This window comes from Citrobacter sp. Res13-Sevr-PEB04-36, assembly GCF_015672735.1.
Taxonomy (GTDB): Bacteria; Pseudomonadota; Gammaproteobacteria; order Enterobacterales; family Enterobacteriaceae; genus Citrobacter.
Genome location: NZ_JADABY010000015.1, coordinates 68,978 through 88,119, shown reverse-complemented (window position 1 = coordinate 88,119; position 19,142 = coordinate 68,978). Strand labels below are relative to the sequence as shown.

The 19,142-nt window shown below is 51.7% G+C and carries 22 protein-coding genes; 13 read left to right on the top strand and 9 right to left on the bottom strand.

All coding sequences use genetic code 11. The features are described from left to right. Positions 1-39: 39 nt before the first annotated feature. Positions 40-366, bottom strand: coding sequence for a YnfA family protein (locus IMQ48_RS05210; RefSeq protein WP_196208166.1), 327 nt, complete (start codon positions 364-366; stop codon positions 40-42). 153 nt (positions 367-519) lie between these two features. Between IMQ48_RS05210 and IMQ48_RS05205 the strand changes: the two genes are divergently transcribed. Together IMQ48_RS05205 and speG are read left to right on the top strand one after the other, a co-directional pair. Further along, positions 520-861, top strand: a complete 342-nt coding sequence (locus IMQ48_RS05205; protein WP_196208165.1) for a DUF1283 family protein — start codon at positions 520-522, stop codon at positions 859-861. A gap of 37 nt (positions 862-898) precedes the next feature. Then, positions 899-1,459 (top strand): spermidine N1-acetyltransferase, encoded by a 561-nt coding sequence (speG, locus tag IMQ48_RS05200; protein WP_196208164.1) that lies wholly within the window; start codon positions 899-901, stop codon positions 1,457-1,459. A gap of 5 nt (positions 1,460-1,464) precedes the next feature. On the opposite strand, the gene IMQ48_RS05195 is transcribed toward speG, so the two are convergent. Continuing rightward, a complete protein-coding gene (locus tag IMQ48_RS05195; protein ID WP_370551828.1) occupies positions 1,465-2,175 on the bottom strand; it encodes a YnfC family lipoprotein in 711 nt (236 codons plus the stop codon). A gap of 106 nt (positions 2,176-2,281) precedes the next feature. On the opposite strand from IMQ48_RS05195, the gene IMQ48_RS05190 reads away from it, so the two are divergent. The 6 genes from IMQ48_RS05190 (at position 2,282) to clcB (ending at position 8,604) form a co-directional block, all read left to right on the top strand. Continuing rightward, positions 2,282-2,587: a DUF1161 domain-containing protein gene (locus IMQ48_RS05190; RefSeq protein ID WP_196208202.1), complete on the top strand. Its 306-nt coding sequence runs from the start codon at positions 2,282-2,284 to the stop codon at positions 2,585-2,587. 148 nt (positions 2,588-2,735) lie between these two features. Further along, positions 2,736-5,174 (top strand): selenate/tellurate reductase subunit YnfE, encoded by a 2,439-nt coding sequence (gene ynfE, locus IMQ48_RS05185; protein WP_196208162.1) that lies wholly within the window; start codon positions 2,736-2,738, stop codon positions 5,172-5,174. Between the two features lie 10 nt (positions 5,175-5,184). Then, the gene (locus tag IMQ48_RS05180; protein ID WP_196208161.1) at positions 5,185-5,802 is read left to right on the top strand and encodes a DMSO/selenate family reductase complex B subunit; all 618 of its coding nucleotides are present in this window, start codon (positions 5,185-5,187) and stop codon (positions 5,800-5,802) included. 1 nt (position 5,803) lies between these two features. Further along, on the top strand, positions 5,804-6,658 hold the full coding sequence (locus IMQ48_RS05175) for a dimethyl sulfoxide reductase anchor subunit family protein (protein WP_196208160.1): 855 nt from the start codon (positions 5,804-5,806) through the stop codon (positions 6,656-6,658). A 42-nt stretch (positions 6,659-6,700) separates the two neighbouring features. Next, the gene (gene dmsD / locus IMQ48_RS05170) at positions 6,701-7,315 is read left to right on the top strand and encodes a Tat proofreading chaperone DmsD (RefSeq protein ID WP_196208159.1); all 615 of its coding nucleotides are present in this window, start codon (positions 6,701-6,703) and stop codon (positions 7,313-7,315) included. Further along, the gene (clcB, locus tag IMQ48_RS05165; RefSeq protein ID WP_196208158.1) at positions 7,315-8,604 is read left to right on the top strand and encodes a voltage-gated ClC-type chloride channel ClcB; all 1,290 of its coding nucleotides are present in this window, start codon (positions 7,315-7,317) and stop codon (positions 8,602-8,604) included. The genes dmsD and clcB overlap by 1 nt, the downstream gene beginning before the upstream one ends. Here the strand turns inward: clcB and bioD are convergent. The 3 genes from bioD to IMQ48_RS05150 all read right to left on the bottom strand — a co-directional run bounded on the left by bioD (position 8,560) and on the right by IMQ48_RS05150 (position 11,629). Continuing rightward, complete coding sequence (gene bioD, locus IMQ48_RS05160) at positions 8,560-9,255, bottom strand: dethiobiotin synthase (protein WP_196208157.1); 696 nt, start codon at positions 9,253-9,255, stop codon at positions 8,560-8,562. The genes clcB and bioD overlap by 45 nt on opposite strands. A gap of 125 nt (positions 9,256-9,380) precedes the next feature. Then, positions 9,381-10,601 carry a sugar metabolism global transcriptional regulator Mlc gene (gene mlc / locus IMQ48_RS05155; RefSeq protein WP_196208156.1) on the bottom strand — a complete coding sequence of 407 codons (1,221 nt, stop codon included), beginning with the start codon at positions 10,599-10,601 and terminating at the stop codon, positions 9,381-9,383. Between the two features lie 128 nt (positions 10,602-10,729). After that, positions 10,730-11,629 (bottom strand): LysR family transcriptional regulator, encoded by a 900-nt coding sequence (locus IMQ48_RS05150; RefSeq protein WP_196208155.1) that lies wholly within the window; start codon positions 11,627-11,629, stop codon positions 10,730-10,732. A 107-nt stretch (positions 11,630-11,736) separates the two neighbouring features. Here IMQ48_RS05150 and IMQ48_RS05145 point away from each other — a divergent pair, with 107 nt between their 5' ends. Next, positions 11,737-12,990 carry an MFS transporter gene (locus IMQ48_RS05145; RefSeq protein WP_196208154.1) on the top strand — a complete coding sequence of 418 codons (1,254 nt, stop codon included), beginning with the start codon at positions 11,737-11,739 and terminating at the stop codon, positions 12,988-12,990. Positions 12,991-13,035: 45 nt separating this feature from the next. Here IMQ48_RS05145 and IMQ48_RS05140 read toward each other — a convergent pair whose 3' ends face one another. Continuing rightward, positions 13,036-13,725, bottom strand: a complete 690-nt coding sequence (locus IMQ48_RS05140) for a CPBP family intramembrane glutamic endopeptidase (protein WP_196208153.1) — start codon at positions 13,723-13,725, stop codon at positions 13,036-13,038. Between the two features lie 178 nt (positions 13,726-13,903). Between IMQ48_RS05140 and IMQ48_RS05135 the strand changes: the two genes are divergently transcribed. Then, a complete protein-coding gene (locus IMQ48_RS05135) occupies positions 13,904-15,391 on the top strand; it encodes a carboxypeptidase M32 (RefSeq protein WP_196208152.1) in 1,488 nt (495 codons plus the stop codon). 137 nt (positions 15,392-15,528) lie between these two features. Continuing rightward, positions 15,529-15,849 (top strand): acid resistance repetitive basic protein Asr, encoded by a 321-nt coding sequence (asr, locus tag IMQ48_RS05130; protein WP_196208201.1) that lies wholly within the window; start codon positions 15,529-15,531, stop codon positions 15,847-15,849. On the opposite strand, the gene IMQ48_RS05125 is transcribed toward asr, so the two are convergent. Then, complete coding sequence (locus tag IMQ48_RS05125; protein ID WP_196208151.1) at positions 15,834-16,004, bottom strand: hypothetical protein; 171 nt, start codon at positions 16,002-16,004, stop codon at positions 15,834-15,836. The genes asr and IMQ48_RS05125 overlap by 16 nt on opposite strands. A gap of 115 nt (positions 16,005-16,119) precedes the next feature. Between IMQ48_RS05125 and IMQ48_RS05120 the strand changes: the two genes are divergently transcribed. Further along, on the top strand, positions 16,120-16,941 hold the full coding sequence (locus IMQ48_RS05120) for a serine protease (RefSeq protein ID WP_196208150.1): 822 nt from the start codon (positions 16,120-16,122) through the stop codon (positions 16,939-16,941). 34 nt (positions 16,942-16,975) lie between these two features. Here IMQ48_RS05120 and mdtI read toward each other — a convergent pair whose 3' ends face one another. Then, positions 16,976-17,305, bottom strand: coding sequence for a multidrug/spermidine efflux SMR transporter subunit MdtI (gene mdtI, locus IMQ48_RS05115; RefSeq protein WP_040233868.1), 330 nt, complete (start codon positions 17,303-17,305; stop codon positions 16,976-16,978). Continuing rightward, a complete protein-coding gene (mdtJ, locus tag IMQ48_RS05110) occupies positions 17,292-17,657 on the bottom strand; it encodes a multidrug/spermidine efflux SMR transporter subunit MdtJ (protein ID WP_196208200.1) in 366 nt (121 codons plus the stop codon). Before mdtJ ends, mdtI begins: the two co-directional genes overlap by 14 nt. A 413-nt stretch (positions 17,658-18,070) precedes the next feature. Between mdtJ and IMQ48_RS05105 the strand changes: the two genes are divergently transcribed. After that, positions 18,071-19,105, top strand: coding sequence for an AI-2E family transporter (locus tag IMQ48_RS05105; protein ID WP_196208149.1), 1,035 nt, complete (start codon positions 18,071-18,073; stop codon positions 19,103-19,105). Positions 19,106-19,142: the final 37 nt, after the last annotated feature.

Below are 19,142 nucleotides of genomic sequence, written 5' to 3'. Positions count from 1 at the left end.
TGATGATCATAAAAACGCTAGTCGATCACAAAAAAGGCGCTATGCGCGCCCCCATCCCGCGACGATGATCAACATTCCACACAATGCAATCAACGCCCCGGACCAGTCGTACAGACTCAGTTTTACGCCATCGACAATACGCAGCCACATCAGTGCGGTCACCACATAAACGCCGCCATATGCCGCGTACACGCGCCCGCTCGCAGCCGGATGCAACGTCAGTAGCCACACAAACAAGGCCAGTGACACCCCTGCCGGGAGAAGCAACCAGGCCGTTGCACCTCGCTTCAACCAGAGCCAGGGTAAAAAGCAGCCGATGATTTCACACAGCGCCGTGACGAAAAAAAGCAATGTCGTTTTAAGCATGGACAGTATTCAGTGACGTTAGGTTTAAGCATGATACGACAGAATGCGGACAGTTTATCCATATCCGCCGGGCGGGTATGACCCGCAACAGGAATAGTGTAGAATTTAACCCTGTTTTATCGTTTTTTGCCTTTCTCATTAAAGGAATTCGCCATGAACAAAACTCTGAGCAAACGCCTGTGCCTGACGGCCATGCTTACGCTGGCGGCGGTTGTATACACCTCTTCCGCATTTGCTGAAACCAGTAAACTGGTTATTGAGTCCGGGGACAGCGCCCAAAGTCGTCAACAGGCTGCGATGGAAAAGGAACAGTGGAACGATACGCGTAATTTGCGCCATAAGGTGAATACGCGCACCGAGAAAGAGTGGGATAAAGCCGATGTGGCCTTTGACAGTCGCGATAAGTGCGAACAGAGCGCCAACATTAATGCCTACTGGGAACCCAATACCCTGCGCTGCCTTGACCGCCGAACCGGTCGTACCGTCGCGCCATAATTTTTGTGCTCAATAAAGGAAATTGAAAGGATACGTTATGACAAGCGCCCTCAGTGTTAAGTTGCGCCCGCTGGAGCGTGAAGATTTACGATTTGTCCATCAGCTTGATAACAACGCCAGCGTGATGCGTTATTGGTTCGAAGAGCCATACGAAGCGTTCGTTGAGCTGTCGGACCTGTATGACAAGCATATTCATGACCAAAGCGAACGCCGCTTTGTCGTGGAATGCAACGGTGAAAAAGCGGGTCTGGTGGAGCTAGTGGAGATCAACCATGTGCACCGCCGGGCCGAATTCCAGATCATTATTTCGCCGGATTTCCAGGGCAAAGGTCTCGCCACGCGAGCGGCAAAGCTGGCGATGGATTACGGCTTCACTGTGCTCAATTTATACAAGCTATATCTGATCGTCGATAAAGAAAACGAAAAGGCCATTCATATCTACCGCAAACTCGGTTTTATGGTAGAAGGCGAACTGATTCATGAGTTCTTTATTAACGGACAGTACCGAAACACCATCCGTATGTGCATCTTCCAGCACCAATATCTGGCGGAACATAAAGCACCCGGTACTAACCTGTTGCAGCCTACCGCACAGTAAGACTGTTAATAATAATCAATGGTGTTTTTAATCGTGTAATGGTGTTCAACTGCCGGCTTCGTGCTCTCATCAACGATAACAAGCTGGCAGTTGAGCGGATTCGCATGGTTATCGTATTCACACGTTTGCGTGACGTTACCCAACGAGCGATCGTTCAACAAACTCTCTGCCGTATAATCCAGTTTTTTCAACGGATCGACCGACGGTTTCGCTTTAACAGATAGCGTATTATCTTTACTGATGGTGGTTTTACCCAGCGGGTAACCTTCTGCGTCGTACCGGTACTGCACTTTCATTTCTTTACCCGTCGCCGAAACAATAAAACCATTATCGTCGGTTTCCCATACCACCCCAGCCGAAGGCAATTCCGCCAGTTGGCATTTCCCCTGCAAACGGATCTTTTTTTCCAGCGTTTCGGCGTCAAGGTAATAGTTGGCATCCAGCACTAACGCCATTCCGCTATTGCTCTCAATATCATGCAGCTCCAGCGTATCAAAGCAGCCCTCCTGAGAGAGCGTACCACTCACACGCTTGGCCACTTCCCCCTTATCATTCAGCAACGTCTGGCTGAAATCCTTCACTGGACCGCGCAGCGGATCAAAATCGAATTCATTGGAGAAACTGGCCATTTCCGGTGTAAAGGAAACAAGCTCTTTGCCGTTATCACACCCGACCAACACGACGCACAGGAAACCTAACAGGGTCTGTTTCTTCACATTTTTCACCAGCATAAGGAGATAATTCTCAATCATATTAGCAAATACAGTTATTTACACCAGAAATGCTAATCTTAAAGAATGTCTGTCATGAAAGGAGTTGATGATGAAATTCTCTACAGGAATTGCCGCGAGTTTGCTGATAATCGCCTCCCCGCAGGTTCTGGCGGCACCTGAGTCGTGTGAAAGGGTCAGGAGCGATATCGAGCAGCGCATTATGAATAATGGGGTTGCAGAATCCAGCTTCACTTTAAGTATCGTCCCTAACGACCAGGCCGATCAGCCTGATTCTCTGGTTGTGGGGCATTGTGCCAACGACACGCATAAAATCCTTTACGCTCGTACCAGCAGCGGTAACGCCCCCGCCAATAGCACACCATCTCAGGACGGCCACCCCGCCGAACCGCAATAATCCTGCCCTCCGTTCGCGGAGGGTTACTCCTGGTTTGATATGCATTAATAAGCCTTACCCCAAAATAGGTAAACTCACCACATCATTAGCATGCTATTAATTTCGTTGTTAAAGATAATATATAGCGGTAACTATAATGGAGTGGGTTATGTCTGAAGTTGAGCAATATGGAGGCATTAGCCGCAGGACGTTAGTTAAGTCCTCAGCTATCGGTACGCTGGCGCTTGCCGCAGGAGGCTTGTCACTACCTTTCGGGATGCGGGCGGCGGCCGCTGCGGTGCAGCAATCAATACGGCCAGTTGAAGATAAAATCGTCTGGGGCGCATGCTCAGTTAATTGCGGTAGCCGCTGTGCTTTGCGACTGCATGTTAAAGATGACGAAGTATGTTGGGTAGAAACTGACAATACTGGCGATGACATCTATGGGAACCATCAGGTTCGTGCCTGCCTGCGAGGTCGCTCAATCCGCCGACGTATTAATCACCCTGACCGACTTAATTATCCGATGAAGCGTGTTGGCAAACGTGGTGAAGGTAAATTTGAGCGCATTAGCTGGCAGGAAGCCCTGGATACCATCAGCGACAGTCTGAAAAACACTGTCCAAAAATATGGAAATGAAGCGGTCTACATCAACTATACCTCCGGCATTGTTGGCGGCAACATTACCCGCTCGTCCCCTTACGCCTCGCTAGTGGCGCGTCTGATGAACTGCTATGGCGGGTTCCTGAGTCATTACGGGACGTACAGTACAGCTCAAATTGCAGCGGCAATGCCCTATACCTATGGTTCAAATGACGGTAATAGCACTTCAGACATCGAAAACACCAAACTGGTCGTGATGTTTGGTAATAACCCGGCCGAAACCCGCATGAGCGGCGGTGGCATTACCTACTTCCTGGAACAAGCCCGGGAACGATCCAATGCTCGAATGATCGTTATCGATCCGCGTTATACCGATACTGCAGCGGGTCGTGAAGATGGGTGGATCCCGATTCGTCCAGGCACTGACGCCGCTCTTGTAGCAGGAATTGCCTGGGTGATGATTAACGAGAAACTTGTCGACCAACCATTCCTCGACAAGTATTGCGTTGGTTATGACGAAAAAACCCTACCGGTAGACGCCCCCGCAAACGGACATTATAAAGCCTATATTTTGGGCGACGGCGATGATGGTGTTGCGAAGACACCTGAATGGGCATCGCACATCACCGGGATCCCGGCAGAGCGCATTATTAAATTAGCCAGAGAGATCGGGAGTACCAAACCTGCATACATCTGCCAGGGATGGGGACCGCAGCGCCAGGCAAACGGTGAACTAACTTCCCGAGCTATTGCTATGTTACCCATTCTGACCGGTAACGTTGGCATCAACGGCGGTAACAGCGGCGCTCGTGAATCCACCTATACCATTACGATTGAGCGCATGCCGCTGCCGGAGAATCCGGTCAAAACGCAGATTTCCTGTTTTAGCTGGACTGACGCTATCGCACGCGGGACTGAAATGACTGCTACACGAGACGGCGTGCGCGGAAAAGATAAGTTGGATGTACCGATTAAATTTATCTGGAACTATGCGGGCAATACCATCACTAACCAGCATTCGGATATCAATAAGACGCACGAGATTCTACAGGATGACTCGAAATGCGAAATGATTGTGGTCATTGAGAATTTCATGACCTCCTCAGCCAAATATGCCGATATTCTGCTGCCCGATCTGATGACCGTTGAACAAGAAGACATTATCCCGAACGATTATGCAGGGAATATGGGATATCTGATCTTTATTCAACCCGCGACCACCGCGAAATTCGAGCGAAAACCCATCTACTGGATAATGAGCGAAGTCGCAAAACGTCTTGGTAATGATATCTATCAACGCTTTACCGAAGGTCGTTCGCAGGAGCAATGGCTGCAGTATTTGTATGCCAAAATGCTGGCTAAAGACCCTGCTCTGCCTTCTTATGATGAGCTAAAAAAAATGGGGATCTATAAGCGTAAAGATCCTAACGGACACTATGTCGCCTACAAAAAGTTCCGCGATGATCCCAATGCCAATCCGCTGAAAACACCGTCAGGTAAGATCGAAATCTACTCCAGTCGTCTGGCAAAAATTGCCAGTACCTGGGAACTGCAAAAAGACGACGTTATTAGCCCCCTGCCTGTTTATGCCTCGACATTTGAAGGTTGGGACGATCCTAAACGCCGTCATTTCCCGCTCCAGCTATTTGGTTTCCACTATAAATCCCGCACCCACTCAAGCTACGGCAACATTGACGTACTTAAAGCCTCCTGTCGCCAGGAGGTCTGGATAAATCCGCTGGATGCGCAAAAACGCGGCATTGCCAATGGCGATATGGTACGGGTTTTTAACGATCGAGGCGAAGTGCACATCCCCGCAAAAGTAACCCCGCGAATTCTCCCCGGCGTTAGCGCGATGGGCCAGGGTGCATGGCACGATGCCGATATGTCTGGCGACAAAATTGACCATGGTGCCTGTGTCAACACGCTGACCACCCAGCGTCCGTCACCGTTGGCCAAAGGTAACCCGCAGCACACTAACCTGGTCGAGATTGAGAAGGTTTAAGGAATAACTCATGAATGCGCAGTACGGATTTTTTATCGACTCCGCCCGTTGTACCGGTTGTAAAACCTGCGAACTGGCCTGTAAAGACTATAAAGATTTAACCCCGGACGTTAGCTTCCGTCGCGTTTACGAATACGCCGGTGGTGACTGGCAGGAAGATAACGGCGTCTGGCAGCAAAACGTCTTCGCCTATTATCTCTCAATTTCGTGCAACCACTGCGAAGATCCAGCATGTACCAAAGTGTGTCCAAGCGGCGCCATGCATAAACGCGAAGACGGTTTTGTCGTCGTTGATGAGGACGTATGCATCGGCTGTCGCTATTGCCATATGGCCTGCCCTTACGGCGCACCGCAGTACAATGCTGCCAAAGGACACATGACCAAATGTGACGGCTGCCACGACCGCGTTGCCGACGGCAAAAAACCCATCTGTGTTGAGTCCTGCCCACTACGCGCACTGGACTTTGGTCCGATTGATGAGTTGCGCAAAAAACACGGGACGTTGGCGGCAGTGGCCCCACTACCAGGCGCACACTTTACCAAACCGAATATAGTGATTAAACCTAACACCAACAGCCGTCCAACCGGGGATACCACCGGTTATCTGGCAAACCCGAGGGAGGTGTAACATGGGCAATGGGTGGCATGAATGGCCGCTGGTACTATTTACGGTACTGGGACAATGCGTCGTCGGCGCGCTAATTGTGAGCGGGCTGGGTTGGTTCTCCGCCAAAGACGATGCGACAAGACAGCGTCTCGTTCGCAGCATGTTCTTTCTGTGGGTAGTGATGGGCATCGGGTTTCTCGCCTCGGTAATGCACCTGGGATCTCCTCTACGAGCTCTTAACTCGCTGAACCGAGTCGGTGCCTCGGCGCTGAGTAACGAAATTGCCAGCGGGTCGCTGTTTTTCGCCGTCGGTGGCTTCTGGTGGCTGGTGGCTTTTCTCGGTAAAATGCCCGCAGCACTGGGTAAAATCTGGCTGTTGGTGAGCATGATCCTCGGTGTCGTGTTTGTCTGGGCGATGACCCAGGTTTACCAGATAGATACCGTGCCGACCTGGTATAATGGCTACACCACCGTGGCCTTTTTTATGACGGTATTACTGAGTGGCCCGCTGTTTGCCGCCTTGCTGCTGCGTACCGTTCGCGTCTCATTTAACACCGCGACATACGCCAGCATTAGCGTTCTGTCCCTGTTGATTTGCATTGGCGTTATTGCCCTGCAGGGGGTGTCGCTGGGTGAAATTCACAGTTCGGTACAACACGCGACGGCGCTGGTGCCCGACTATGGTCGTTTGCAGGTTTGGCGCATTGTGTTGCTTGCCGCCGGTCTGGGTTGCTGGATTTGTCCCCTGATCCGCCGCAAAGAACCGCATGTTGCAGGTCTGGCGCTCGGCTTAATTTTAGTCCTTGCCGGTGAAATCATTGGCCGCGGATTGTTTTACGGTTTGCATATGACAGTCGGTATGGCTGTTGCTGGTTAACTCACGTGTGCGGGGAAACCCGCACTTTTCAGGATTGTTTGCATGACTTCTTTTTCTCAACGTGACAATTTTTCCACCGCAGCACGCGTGCTGGGCGCACTGTTTTACTATGCACCAGACAGCGCAGAAGCAGCCCCACTCGTCGGAGCACTAACAACCGATGGCTGGCAGGAGCAGTGGCCCCTGCCTGAAGATGCGTTGTCCGGACTGGCTAGCCAATTTCAGACTGAAGCTGATGAATCACTCTCACAGGCCTGGCAGCGCTTGTTTGTTGGTCCTTACGCATTGCCTTCTCCGCCATGGGGTTCAGTCTGGCTGGATCGTGAAAACGTCTTGTTTGGTGAATCCACGCTGGCCTTGCGTCAGTGGATGCGCGACAACGGTATCCAGTTCGACATGCAGCAAAACGAGCCGGAAGATCACTTCGGCTCTCTGCTATTGTTAACCGCCTGGCTTGCCGAAAACGGGCATCACATCGCGTGTGAGCAACTGTTGGCCTGGCATCTGTTACCCTGGTCGGGCCGTTTCCTCGAGGTACTTATCGAAAAAGCCGATCACCCGTTTTACCAGACCCTGGGCGAACTGGCCCGACTGACGCTGGCACACTGGCAGTCGCAGTTGCTGATCCCCGTCGCCGTTAAGCCATTATTTCGCTAATGCATAATTTGCACGCCTATCCCGACCTGCGCGCGATGCTTCGTCGCCTGCTGTTCGCTGCGCTGATTGGCATCCTGGCTGCGCTGGCGGTGGCCGGGTTTCGCCACGCCATGCTACTTCTCGAGTGGTTTTTCCTGAGCAACGACACCGGTAGCCTGGTTAATGCGGCGTCCAGCCTGTCACCACTGCGGCGCATGCTGACCCCCGCCCTGGGCGGTCTTGCGGCAGGATTACTACTATGGGGCTGGCAGAAATTTAACCAACAGCGCCCGCAGGCACCCACGGACTATATGGAAGCGCTACAAACTGACGGGCAGTTTGATGTTAGCGCCAGCCTGGTAAAGTCGCTGGCGTCATTGTTGGTGGTTGTCAGCGGGAGCGCCATTGGACGTGAAGGCGCCATGATCTTACTGGCGGCGCTGGCTGCATCCTGTTTTGCACAGCGCTTTACCCCACGCTCGGAATGGAAATTATGGATAGCCTGCGGTGCCGCCGCCGGTATGGCCGGCGCATACCATGCGCCGCTGGCGGGCAGTCTGTTTATTGCCGAAGTGCTGTTTGGCACGTTAATTCTGGCATCACTGGGACCGGTTGTTGTGTCCGCCGTTGTCGCCTTGCTCACTACCCATTTACTCAATAACAGCAATGCTCTGCTTTATACCGTGCATTTGTCGCGAGAGCTGCACGCGCTGGAATATCTGATGATCGTCAGTACGGGTGTGGCTGTTGGCGTCTGTGGTCCCCTCTTTATGTGGCTGATGACTACCAGCCACACCGGTTTTTTACGCCTGAAACTCTCACCACCCTGGCAACTGGCGCTGGGAGGACTGATCGTCGGCGTGCTGTCGTTACTCACACCAACCGTCTGGGGAAATGGTTACAGCGTGGTGCAGTCGTTTTTACTCTCCCCGCCGTTGTTGTCGGTTATCACTGGAATTTTTATCTGCAAATTACTGGCGGTACTGGCCAGCAGTGGCTCGGGCGCACCGGGAGGCGTGTTCACGCCGACCCTGTTTGTTGGCTTGTCGATTGGTATGCTGTTTGGACGTCTATGGGGATTGTGGCTTCCCGGTCCAGATGAAATTGCTGTGCTACTGGGATTAACCGGGATGGCAACACTGCTGGCGGCGACAACACACGCGCCGATTATGTCTACGCTGATGGTCTGTGAAATGACCGGGGAGTATCGTCTACTCCCCGGTTTATTAATAGCTTGTGTCGTGGCTTCCGTGTTGTCGCGAACGTTACGCCGTGACTCTATCTACCGACAGCACACTGCCGAGCATTGACAGACGGATATACTGAGACAGCTCTCGTTGCTCTGCGCGCGGCAGGTACGGCAGCTCGCCAATCAGCGGGGCGGGTAATTTCTTGCCGAGCACGTCAATGATTTCAGCATAATGCGCCAACCCTGGGTTGATCCGGTTGGCTACCCAACCAATCAGCGGCAGTCCGTCGCTGGCAATCGCCTGTGCTGTGAGGATTGCATGGTTAATGCAGCCCTCCTGAATCCCCACCACCATCAGTACGGGTAGCTGTTCCTGAACCACCCACTCCGACAACGGACGCAGATCGTTCATCAGGCTACGCCAGCCGCCGGTACCTTCGACCACGACGTGATCAACCTTTTCGCTCAGGCTGGCGAGTCCGTTGGACAACAAGGTGTAGTTGATCGGGCCGCTATGTGCCACGCTACTTTCGTCTTCGCTCAGCGCGATAGGGTTGATCGCCTCATAAGGCAATTCCAGGGAAGAAACGCTTTGCAGCACCAGCGCATCTTTGTTGCGCAAGCCTTCTGGCGTCTCTTTGCTGCCTTTGGCCACGGGTTTGTAACCCGCAACACGTTTACCCCCTGACGCTAACGCTTGAAGTAATGCGCGGGAAACCACTGTCTTCCCAACAGAAGTGTCTGTACCTGTAATAAAGAAACGCTTCAGCATCACTAACTCCACCGTTATGCTTTGAAAATATAAGTCAGGAAAATAATACAGTGGAGGAAGTCTAAGGTAAGAGAACAAGAATCAGCTTGAGATAGCGCAATTTTTTGTACAACAGTTAAAAAATGTTAACCCTGTAATAGACGAATCAACAAAGAACCGTTATACATCGCGTCCTTCACGAGCGCGGCCCCCGCCATCGTTCCCTGGTTAGTAAACTGCGTACTCTCAACCACAATGTGCTGACTGTAGGCTGGCAACGCCTGCTGGCGAATGCTGTCAGCTATGGTCGGAAACAGAATATCTGCGGCTTTGCTGAGCGGAGAGCCGATCAAAATCTTTTGCGGGTTGAATAAATTCACCATGATGGCCAGGATGCGTCCCACATGCGTACCGACGCCATTAATAATATCTTTCGCCAGTAAATCACCCTGCATAGCGGCCAGACATATTGAATCTACCGTCAACGGTTGGCCATGCAGTGAGGAGCTCATCGACTGTTTCAGCCGCACCTTCGCGAGTTCGAGAACACTGTCCACGCTGGCGATCGTTTCCAGACATCCATGATTCCCGCAGTAACAACGCTTGCCATAAGGGTCCACCTGCGTATGGCCAATCTCGACCAGACTACTGCTACCCGCATGCAGTAAATGACCGTCGGTGATCACCCCCGCGCCCACGTTGTGGTCAATCACCACCTGAATCACGTCGCGGGCACCGCGCGATGCACCAAAAAGCGCCTCGGCCATAGTCCAGGCGCTGATATCATGCTGAATGTATACCGGAACACCGGTATGATTCTCCAGAGCGTCTCCCAGTGGCATCTCCTTTACATCATCGTAAAACGGCATGCGATGTACGATACCATTTTCGGTATCGATAATTCCGGGTAAGGTGATGGCGATGGAGGTTAAGCGCTCAAGCTTTTGCTGATGGCGGATGAAAAACTGATCGACCTGCGCGATAACGCGATCGAGCAATGGGATCTCGGAGACCAGCGCCATTTCAAGGCAGTCTTCAACCACCAGTTTGCTGCTGAGATCGCGTAGCGCGAGAAAAATCTCGCCACGGCTGATACGAATAGATAAGTAGTGCCAGGCTTCCGTTTCGACAACCAGGCCAACGGCCGGACGTCCTCGACTCCCCGCTTCTTTTATTTCCAGTTCTTGCACCAAGTGCGCTTCGAGCATTTCGCGGACAATTTTGGTAATACTGGCTGGCGCCAATTGTGCAAGGCGAGAGAGATCAATACGCGATACCGGTCCAAGCTGATCAATCAGGCGATACACTGCACCCGCATTGGTCTGCTTAATTTGATCGATATGTCCAGGCTGACTATCAGCAACCACCACTTACTCCCTTTATTTTCGCGCTCCGAAATAATCTGTAGGCTATGGTGAAGCACTTCAATGGTTTCCGTCAACTTTTTACTTAGCCGTGTGATTTACTGCACATTTTCACCGGTTTTTAAACTAATTTAATCACGTTGTACCGCCGCTAACAGCTGCTGGCAAAAACGTTGCGCAGCATGACTTTGCTCGCGATGTTTAGGCCACACCAGCCACATTTCAGACACGGCATCTTCTTCTGCTATCGGTACCCAACACATTTCATACAGCTGAACTCGTTTAAAGGAGGCGGGCAGAATAGATACCCCCAGCCCCGCCGCCACCAGACCGATAATGGTCATCGCTTCCCCGACCTCCTGAGTGATAACCGGCTTCAGGTCATAGCGACGCATCAGGCCGAGAATATCGTCATACAACCCGGTACCTACATGTGGATCAAAAAAGACAAACGGCTCGCGGGCAAGTTCCGCCAGCGTAACAACCGGCTTTTGCGCCAACGGATGTACGCGAGGGATCATCGCCATTAACGGTTCGTGCAGAATAACTTCCCGATGCAGCGTGTCCGGAAGTGGCGTGTTACGCAGCAGCCCCATATCCAGCGTTCCTTCACTCAGCGGGGCAATTTGCTCACGGGTATTCATTTCGCGGGTTTGCATATGCACGTCGGGGTAACACTGGCGGAAAAAAGACAACGTATCTGATACCGCCTTGATAAACGGTGCAGAAGAGGTAAAGCCGATACGCAGTTCTCCCACTTCGCCCAAATGCAGACGTTCAGCTCTGGCAGCGGCTTCATTCACCAGTCCGAGGATCTGCCGACTGTCGGCCAGAAACTGCCTGCCAGCTGCAGTCAACGCCACGCTGCGGTTGGTACGCGCCAACAGCCGGGCGCCAACCTGCTGCTCAAGGATTTGGATCTGTTGGCTCAACGGGGGCTGGGAAATATTCAGTCGCGCCGCAGCACGGCCAAAATGCAGTTCTTCCGCAACCGCCACAAAGTAGCGCAGGTGACGTAATTCGATATTCATATTTTTAAAATATTATTTGAGATTATTAATATATTAGACAGAATATTGTGATTTTCATACTCTTAAGGCTCGTCCTGTAGACGTCATTGATTGAGCAAGGATTTCAAGTGAGCCGTACAACTACTGTCGATACTGCACCGACAAGCGATGTTGATGAACAGATTATCTCCCCGCCGGATGCGTTTATAAAACGCGGAACCTCTTCTTTTATGCGCGTCACGCTGGCGCTGTTTTCCGCCGGGTTAGCGACATTTGCCCTACTGTATTGCGTACAGCCGATCCTGCCGGTGTTATCACATGAATTTGGTGTATCACCCGCCAACAGCAGTATTTCACTGTCTATCTCAACCGCGATGCTGGCAATAGGCCTACTGTTTACCGGCCCGCTTTCCGACGCCATTGGCCGCAAGCCAGTAATGGTTACCGCGCTCTTGCTGGCCTCCTGCTGCACCCTACTTTCGACGATGATGACCAGCTGGCACGGTATCCTGATCATGCGTGCATTGATTGGCCTGTCATTAAGCGGCGTCGCCGCAGTGGGTATGACCTATCTCAGCGAGGAGATCCACCCCAGCTTTGTCGCCTTTTCGATGGGGTTGTATATCAGCGGTAACTCGATTGGCGGCATGAGCGGACGTTTGATCAGCGGGGTATTTACCGACTTTTTTAACTGGCGTATTGCGCTGGCGGCGATCGGCTGTTTTGCGCTGGCCTCCGCGCTGATGTTCTGGAAAATCTTACCCGAGTCCCGTCACTTCAGACCGACGTCACTACGCCCGAAAACACTGTTTATCAACTTCCGGATACATTGGCGTGACCAAGGTTTGCCGCTGCTGTTTATGGTCGGTTTCTTATTGATGGGCTCGTTTGTGACGCTGTTTAACTACATCGGCTACCGCCTGATGTTGTCGCCCTGGGAACTCAGTCAGGCAGTGGTCGGCCTGTTGTCCGTAGCTTACCTTACCGGCACCTGGAGTTCGCCAAAAGCAGGGTCAATGACCACTCGCTATGGTCGTGGTCCGGTGATGTTATTCTCAACGGGCGTGATGCTAATAGGCTTGTTGATGACGCTGTTCACGTCGCTGTGGCTGATTTTTGCCGGAATGCTGCTCTTTTCTGCCGGTTTCTTTGCCGCACATTCGGTGGCCAGCAGTTGGATTGGTCCGCGAGCTAAACGCGCCAAAGGCCAGGCTTCTTCTTTGTATCTGTTCTGCTATTACCTGGGATCGAGCATTGCGGGTACGCTAGGTGGCGTATTCTGGCATAACTACGGCTGGAACGGTGTCGGCGGATTTATTGCGTTGATGCTGATCCTCGCGCTGTTGGTCGGTTCCCGTTTACACCATCGTTTACACGCCTGATAGTAGCGCCCGGAGATAACCACATATCGCCGGGCGTCCACCGCATTATGAGGACGACGCGAACGCCTGAGCCGCGATTTGCAGACTTACCACCGTACCGTTCATCAAGATATGCAGCATAATTGGCATCAGTATACCGTTGCTTTTAATTCGGGCATAAATCAGAACCAGCGACACGATAAACAGCAGCAATAACGTTCTAAAATCCACATACTGCGTATGCATCAGCGCAAAAATGGCGGACACCACCGCCGACGTCAGCCAGGTTTTATCCTTGAACCAATACTGAAAGGCATTGAACAGGCAACCACGGAAAATCATTTCTTCATAAACTGGGGCAATAAATATCAGCGACAAACTCGACAGCCACAGCGCGTAACTGCGAAGTGATACCTGGGTTGTCACCCATTCTTCATTTTGTCTTATTCCCAGCAGCCAGGGCCCGGCAAACTGCACCAGCAAAAGTGCGACAAATAAAATACCAAACCACGTCGCATTAAACGCGCCCTTTCCCAGACCCGCTCTTTTGCTAAAGAAGAAATAATACAGTGGCACCAGCACAACGAACTCCGCAGCAAACAGCAGCGGGAACAGTAATCCTTGTGCCTGTAACTGCGCACTTTCGGCAAAAAAAAGGGGGACAAACGTAAGGCCAAACATCAGAAAAAACATCGAAAAACAGCCGGATACCGCCCGGGTTCTGGCGAGATAGTCACTACTGATTTCCTGTTGCATACCGGTTCCCTGCTAAAAGATCACATCATGGTTTAAAACATCAAAGTTTATTTATGATAAAAATTATCATTATCATTTACAAGCTACCAAAATCTCGCCTTCCCTGACGATGAATGGGTAAATATGTTAAATCACGTTAGACTCTCAAGTCTGGTCCAACAGAACAAGAACGAAAATAATGAGTAACAGTACGAATTACCAACAACTCACCCGCACGTTCCAGCGGCTCTCTCGCTTCTCCCACCTCTCGGCTATCGCCAGTTGGGATATGTTTACCATGATGCCTCCCGGCGGCAGCCAGGCTCGTGGTGAAGCGCTGGCAGAGCTGAATGTTCTGGAACATCAACTGTTAACCGATCCCAAGGTCGCCACCTGGATTGCCGGCGCGCAACAAGAAGAATTGAACGACGTTGAACAGGCCAATCTGCGTGAAATGTCACGCCTACATCATCAGGCATCATTGTTGCCGGAATCCCTGGTCGAAGCCAAATCCCTGGCGGGCAGCCGCTGCGAACATGCCTGGCGCAGCCAGCGCCCGGCCAATGACTGGGAAGGTTTCGCTGAGAACCTGAAGGATGTGGTGAAGTACAGCCGTCAGGAGGCCAGACTGCGTGCCGAGGCCAAAGGTTGTTCACCGTATGATGCGCTGCTGGATGTGTTTGAACCAGACATGACCAGCGCCCGTCTGGACGTGTTATTCGCCGACCTCAAAAGCTGGCTCCCGAACCTGTTAAACACGGTGGTCGCCAAACAGTCCCGGCAAGCGTTAATCGCCCCGGTAGGCCCTTTTCCGACGGCGGTGCAGCGCGAATTAGGCCTCGAGACTATGGCGCAGCTGGGATTCGACTTTGCGGGCGGACGGCTGGACATTAGCGCCCACCCATTCTGCGGCGGCGTACCGGAAGATGTCCGCATCACCACGCGATATGATGAAAACGAACTGCTGAGCGCACTGTTTGGCGTGATCCATGAAACCGGCCATGCCCGCTATGAGCAGAACCTGCCGCGTAACTGGTCTGGGCAACCTATCGCCCTGGCACGCTCAACCGCCATCCATGAATCCCAAAGCCTGTTCTTTGAAATGCAGTTGGGGCGGAGCACCGCCTTCCTGACGCGGTTAATTCCGGCGGTGAAGCGGCATTTTGGCGATCAGCCCGCCTTTGAAGAGAGCAACTTTATCGCCTGGAACCAGCAGGTGAAGCCGGGCTTTATCCGCGTTGATGCCGATGAAGTGAGCTATCCCGCCCACGTGATCCTGCGCTACGAAATCGAGCGGGCGCTGATTAACGGCGACATTGAGGTCGATGATATTCCGGCGTTATGGAATGAGAAAATGCAGGCGTGGCTGGGGCTGTCAACCATCGGCAATTACCGTAACGGTTGTATGCAGGATATCCACTGGACTGACGGTGGTTTTGGCTACTTCCCTTCCTATACCCTTGGCGCCATGTATGCAGCACAGTTGTTTAGTGCGGCGAACCGTGCGTTGCCGGGGTTAGCAACGGCCATTGCTCAGGGTGATTTCAGCGCACTGTTCGACTGGTTACGCCAGAACATCTGGCAGCACGGTAGCCGCTTCACCACTGAACAGCTGATTACTCAAGCCACCGGTGAACCGCTCAGCAGCCGCTATTTCCGCGCGCATCTGGAAGCCCGCTATCTGTAATCGCTTACCGTGAGTCATTGTACAAACGGTTACACGCCGAAACCAATGACTCACGGAAGCCCTGATGTTACAGCGATATAGTTATTTCAACGGCCCCGCAGTGGGGTTGAATGAAAAACAAAATCGAGGGTATGACAATGAAAAAAGTATTAGCTCTGGTTGTTGCCGCTGCTATGGGTCTGTCTTCTGCTGCGTTTGCTGCTGAAACAACGGCTACCACTACTCCGACCGCTGCTGCTACCACCAAAGCCGCCCCGGCAAAAACCACGCATCATAAAAAACAACACAAAGCGGCACCGCAGAAAGCACAATCTGCTAAAAAACACACCAAAAAAACCACCGCTAAACCTGCTGCAGAACAAAAAGCACCAGAGCAAAAAGCGCAGGCAGCTAAAAAGCAGAGCAAAAAAACCGTAAAACATACCACGGCTAAACCTGCTGCTCAGCCAGCTGCATAATCCGTCAGTAACAACGCTGGCGTCCCCCACGCCAGCGTATACGGTGCCAGGTCTACCTGGTCTGTCGCCGTGTTTCGGAGGGTAAAAGGGTGTCCCATTACCGCTTTGAGTTCATTCTTATCACACTGATTATTTGCGGCCTTATCGCCACACATTTTTATCTTTCCTGAGTGTAGTTACCTGATTTTACTCCCACTTTCACGCCGTCCCGTCTATAGTATTCATTGAGGGTTTGCTTTTAATAATCATAATTCCCCACCAGAGTGTGATATGCATAAAACCATTGCGGTATTACTGGGTTTCATTTGTCTTTCTCCTGTCATTGCGCATGCGGATCGGCCAGCAACGCCCGGCACTGAAGCTGAAGACATTAAAACGCTCTTTTTTGGCCATGACGATCGCGTACAGATCCCAGACCCAACCCAATCCCCCTGGGACGCCATCGGACAACTGGAAACCGCCAGCGGTAATCTGTGTACGGCCACGCTTATTTCTCCACATCTGGCCCTGACCGCCGGACACTGTCTATTAGTGCCTCCTAAGGGCAAACCGGATAAAGCAATCGCGCTGCGCTTTGTGTCAAAAAAAGGCGTCTGGCGCTATGAAATTCACGGCATTGAGGGGCGGGTTGACCCTTCACTTGGTAAGCGTTTAAAAGCGGATGGTGACGGCTGGATTGTGCCCCCTTCTGCGGCACCGTGGGATTTTGGTCTGGTGGTGTTGCGTTACCCACCGTCCGGAATTACGCCGCTTCCCTTATATGAAGGTGATAAAGCTGCGTTAACCGCAGCGCTGAAAGCCGCCGATCGCAAAGTCACCCAGTCAGGCTATCCGGAAGACCATCTGGACGACCTGTATACGCATCAGGATTGTGTGGTGACCGGTTGGGCGCAAAATACCGTCATGTCCCATCAATGCGACACACTCCCTGGCGACAGCGGATCCCCATTGATGTTGAAGACAGATGCGGGCTGGCAATTGATCGGGGTGCAAAGCTCCGCCCCGGCAGCTAAAGATCGCTGGCGGGCCGATAACCGCGCGATTTCCGTCACCGGTTTTCGCGATAAACTGGACGCATTAGCGAAGGGATAACAGCATGCTGCCCGCAGAAGCAGGCAGCATTTTATCAGGCGAGTTTAATCATTATCATACCGGCCAGCAGCAATGCCACGCCGATCCAGCCTTTATTATTCAAACGCTGGCCAAAAAGCACCCAGCCGGCGGCCAATGTGGCGGCAATCCCGAATCCCCCCCACAGGGCATAGGCAACGGAAAGGTCGATGCCTTTTACCGCCTGAGACAATGCACTAAAGGCTGCCAGCACCGCAACTAATGACAGCACGCCATAGGCTTTACGGCGAAAACCATCTGAAAATTTCAAAAAGACGTTAGCGACAATTTCCAGCACGATGGCCATACCCAACCAGGCGCCGTGAACCCACTCAAACTGCTGCATGGGTCACCTCCCTCCTCGCTTTTGCTGGCTTTCGTGTGCCAGATTTAATCAGCACAATACCAAACACTAGCGAGACTAATCCGGCCACCTTCATCGCAGACAACGTTTCATCAAATAACAGCACGCTGAACAGCGTAATAAATAAAATACCGATCCCTTCCCATAACGCGTAGGCCACGCCGAGAGCTATTTTTTTAACGGCAAAACTGAGAAAAATATACGACAAGGCGATCATTACCAGCATTAAAATAAAGCCCGCATTACCATTACCTACGCTTGCCCATTTCATCGACAGCGTACCTGTAATTTCAGCTGCAATGGCCAGACCTAATAAAATCCAGTAAAACATGATGCTTCTCCTGCTTGAGAATATAGTCCTTTGGGCTTACTGCATGCAGCAAACCAAAAAATAAAATCAGATAGCTCAGCGCATAACGCCAGCTCAGGCAGAAGAAGGGACTAAAGCGCGTTGCGCCAGAGTTGCTCACCTGCAAGCAGGAAAGTAGAGGAAGTACGAAGAAGTGTAGGTAAACGCAAAAACATCCTGAACGTATTGTCCATAATATTACAATTATCCGCAGTGTTGCTTCTCGTCATCGCGGATGATAATTGTCCTCAGTAGTTAAACACACACAATTTGTATCATAGGTTCAATGCGAACTCAAAATCTTTTCACTTCTTTACCTGTTTCGTTTGATTTTTGTTATAACGATTCGAAGCAGATCACACTATTATCCAGTTAAGAATAAACTTTCAGGAATAAACATGGCGAAACCGATTATCACGCTTAGCGGTCTAAAACTAGTCATTATGTTGGGCATGCTGGTGATCATTCTAACCGGCATCCGCTTCGCGGCCGATATCATCGTCCCCTTTATTCTGGCGTTATTTATTGCCGTAGTGCTTAACCCCGTGGTCCAGCGTATGGTTAAACTTCGCATTCCGCGAGTATTAGCCGTGTCATTGCTGGTGGTTATTATTGTGATGCTAATGGTGCTGCTTTTAGCGTATTTAGGGACATCCTTAAATGAATTAGCGAGAACACTGCCGCAATACCGTTCTTCGCTGGTTATCCCGCTGAAAAATATCGAACCGTGGCTGCAGCGCGCGGGAATTGGCGTTTCCGTTGACGAACTCGTGAAGTATATCGACCCTAATGCCGCGATGACGCTGGTGACCAATTTATTGGCGCAACTGTCTAACGCCATGTCATCAATCTTTTTACTGCTGCTGACAGTGGTGTTTATGCTGCTGGAGGTCCCACAGTTACCCGGCAAACTCAAACAAATGATGAGCAGACCAGTCGAGGGAATGGCAGCAATTCAACGCGCTATTGACAGTGTGTCACACTACCTGGTCCTCAAAACGGCGATCAGTATCGTCACTGGTCTGGTCGCCTGGGGCATGCTTGCTGCGCTGGACGTCCGCTTCGCGTTTGTTTGGGGTCTGTTGGCCTTCGCGCTGAATTATATCCCGAACATCGGCTCCGTGCTGGCCGCGATACCGCCTATTGCTCAGGTATTGGTGTTTAGCGGATTTTACGACGCCCTGGTAGTACTGGCGGGCTATCTGGCGATTAACCTGGTATTCGGTAATATTCTCGAACCGCGCATCATGGGACGCGGACTGGGTCTATCAACGTTGGTGGTGTTTCTGTCGTTAATATTCTGGGGCTGGCTACTGGGGCCGGTTGGCATGCTGCTTTCTGTACCACTCACCATCATCGTTAAAATTGCACTTGAACAAACAGAGGGCGGCCAAAGCATTGCTATTTTGTTAAGCGATCTCAATAAGGCGTGAAGCCATCACTCCCGTAAGTCAGTGGAATATGCAATAA

Excerpts from the sequence above, each read along its gene's own strand:
- IMQ48_RS05210 (WP_196208166.1), bottom strand. The coding sequence starts at position 366 with ATGCTTAAAACGACATTGCTTTTTTTCGTCACGGCGCTGTGTGAAATC.
- IMQ48_RS05205 (WP_196208165.1), top strand. The coding sequence starts at position 520 with ATGAACAAAACTCTGAGCAAACGCCTGTGCCTGACGGCCATGCTTACG.
- speG (WP_196208164.1), top strand. The coding sequence starts at position 899 with ATGACAAGCGCCCTCAGTGTTAAGTTGCGCCCGCTGGAGCGTGAAGAT.
- IMQ48_RS05190 (WP_196208202.1), top strand. The coding sequence starts at position 2,282 with ATGAAATTCTCTACAGGAATTGCCGCGAGTTTGCTGATAATCGCCTCC.
- ynfE (WP_196208162.1), top strand. The coding sequence starts at position 2,736 with ATGTCTGAAGTTGAGCAATATGGAGGCATTAGCCGCAGGACGTTAGTT.
- IMQ48_RS05180 (WP_196208161.1), top strand. The coding sequence starts at position 5,185 with ATGAATGCGCAGTACGGATTTTTTATCGACTCCGCCCGTTGTACCGGT.
- IMQ48_RS05175 (WP_196208160.1), top strand. The coding sequence starts at position 5,804 with ATGGGCAATGGGTGGCATGAATGGCCGCTGGTACTATTTACGGTACTG.
- dmsD (WP_196208159.1), top strand. The coding sequence starts at position 6,701 with ATGACTTCTTTTTCTCAACGTGACAATTTTTCCACCGCAGCACGCGTG.
- clcB (WP_196208158.1), top strand. The coding sequence starts at position 7,315 with ATGCATAATTTGCACGCCTATCCCGACCTGCGCGCGATGCTTCGTCGC.
- bioD (WP_196208157.1), bottom strand. The coding sequence starts at position 9,255 with ATGCTGAAGCGTTTCTTTATTACAGGTACAGACACTTCTGTTGGGAAG.
- IMQ48_RS05150 (WP_196208155.1), bottom strand. The coding sequence starts at position 11,629 with ATGAATATCGAATTACGTCACCTGCGCTACTTTGTGGCGGTTGCGGAA.
- IMQ48_RS05140 (WP_196208153.1), bottom strand. The coding sequence starts at position 13,725 with ATGCAACAGGAAATCAGTAGTGACTATCTCGCCAGAACCCGGGCGGTA.
- IMQ48_RS05135 (WP_196208152.1), top strand. The coding sequence starts at position 13,904 with ATGAGTAACAGTACGAATTACCAACAACTCACCCGCACGTTCCAGCGG.
- asr (WP_196208201.1), top strand. The coding sequence starts at position 15,529 with ATGAAAAAAGTATTAGCTCTGGTTGTTGCCGCTGCTATGGGTCTGTCT.
- IMQ48_RS05125 (WP_196208151.1), bottom strand. The coding sequence starts at position 16,004 with ATGTGTGGCGATAAGGCCGCAAATAATCAGTGTGATAAGAATGAACTC.
- IMQ48_RS05120 (WP_196208150.1), top strand. The coding sequence starts at position 16,120 with ATGCATAAAACCATTGCGGTATTACTGGGTTTCATTTGTCTTTCTCCT.
- mdtI (WP_040233868.1), bottom strand. The coding sequence starts at position 17,305 with ATGCAGCAGTTTGAGTGGGTTCACGGCGCCTGGTTGGGTATGGCCATC.
- IMQ48_RS05105 (WP_196208149.1), top strand. The coding sequence starts at position 18,071 with ATGGCGAAACCGATTATCACGCTTAGCGGTCTAAAACTAGTCATTATG.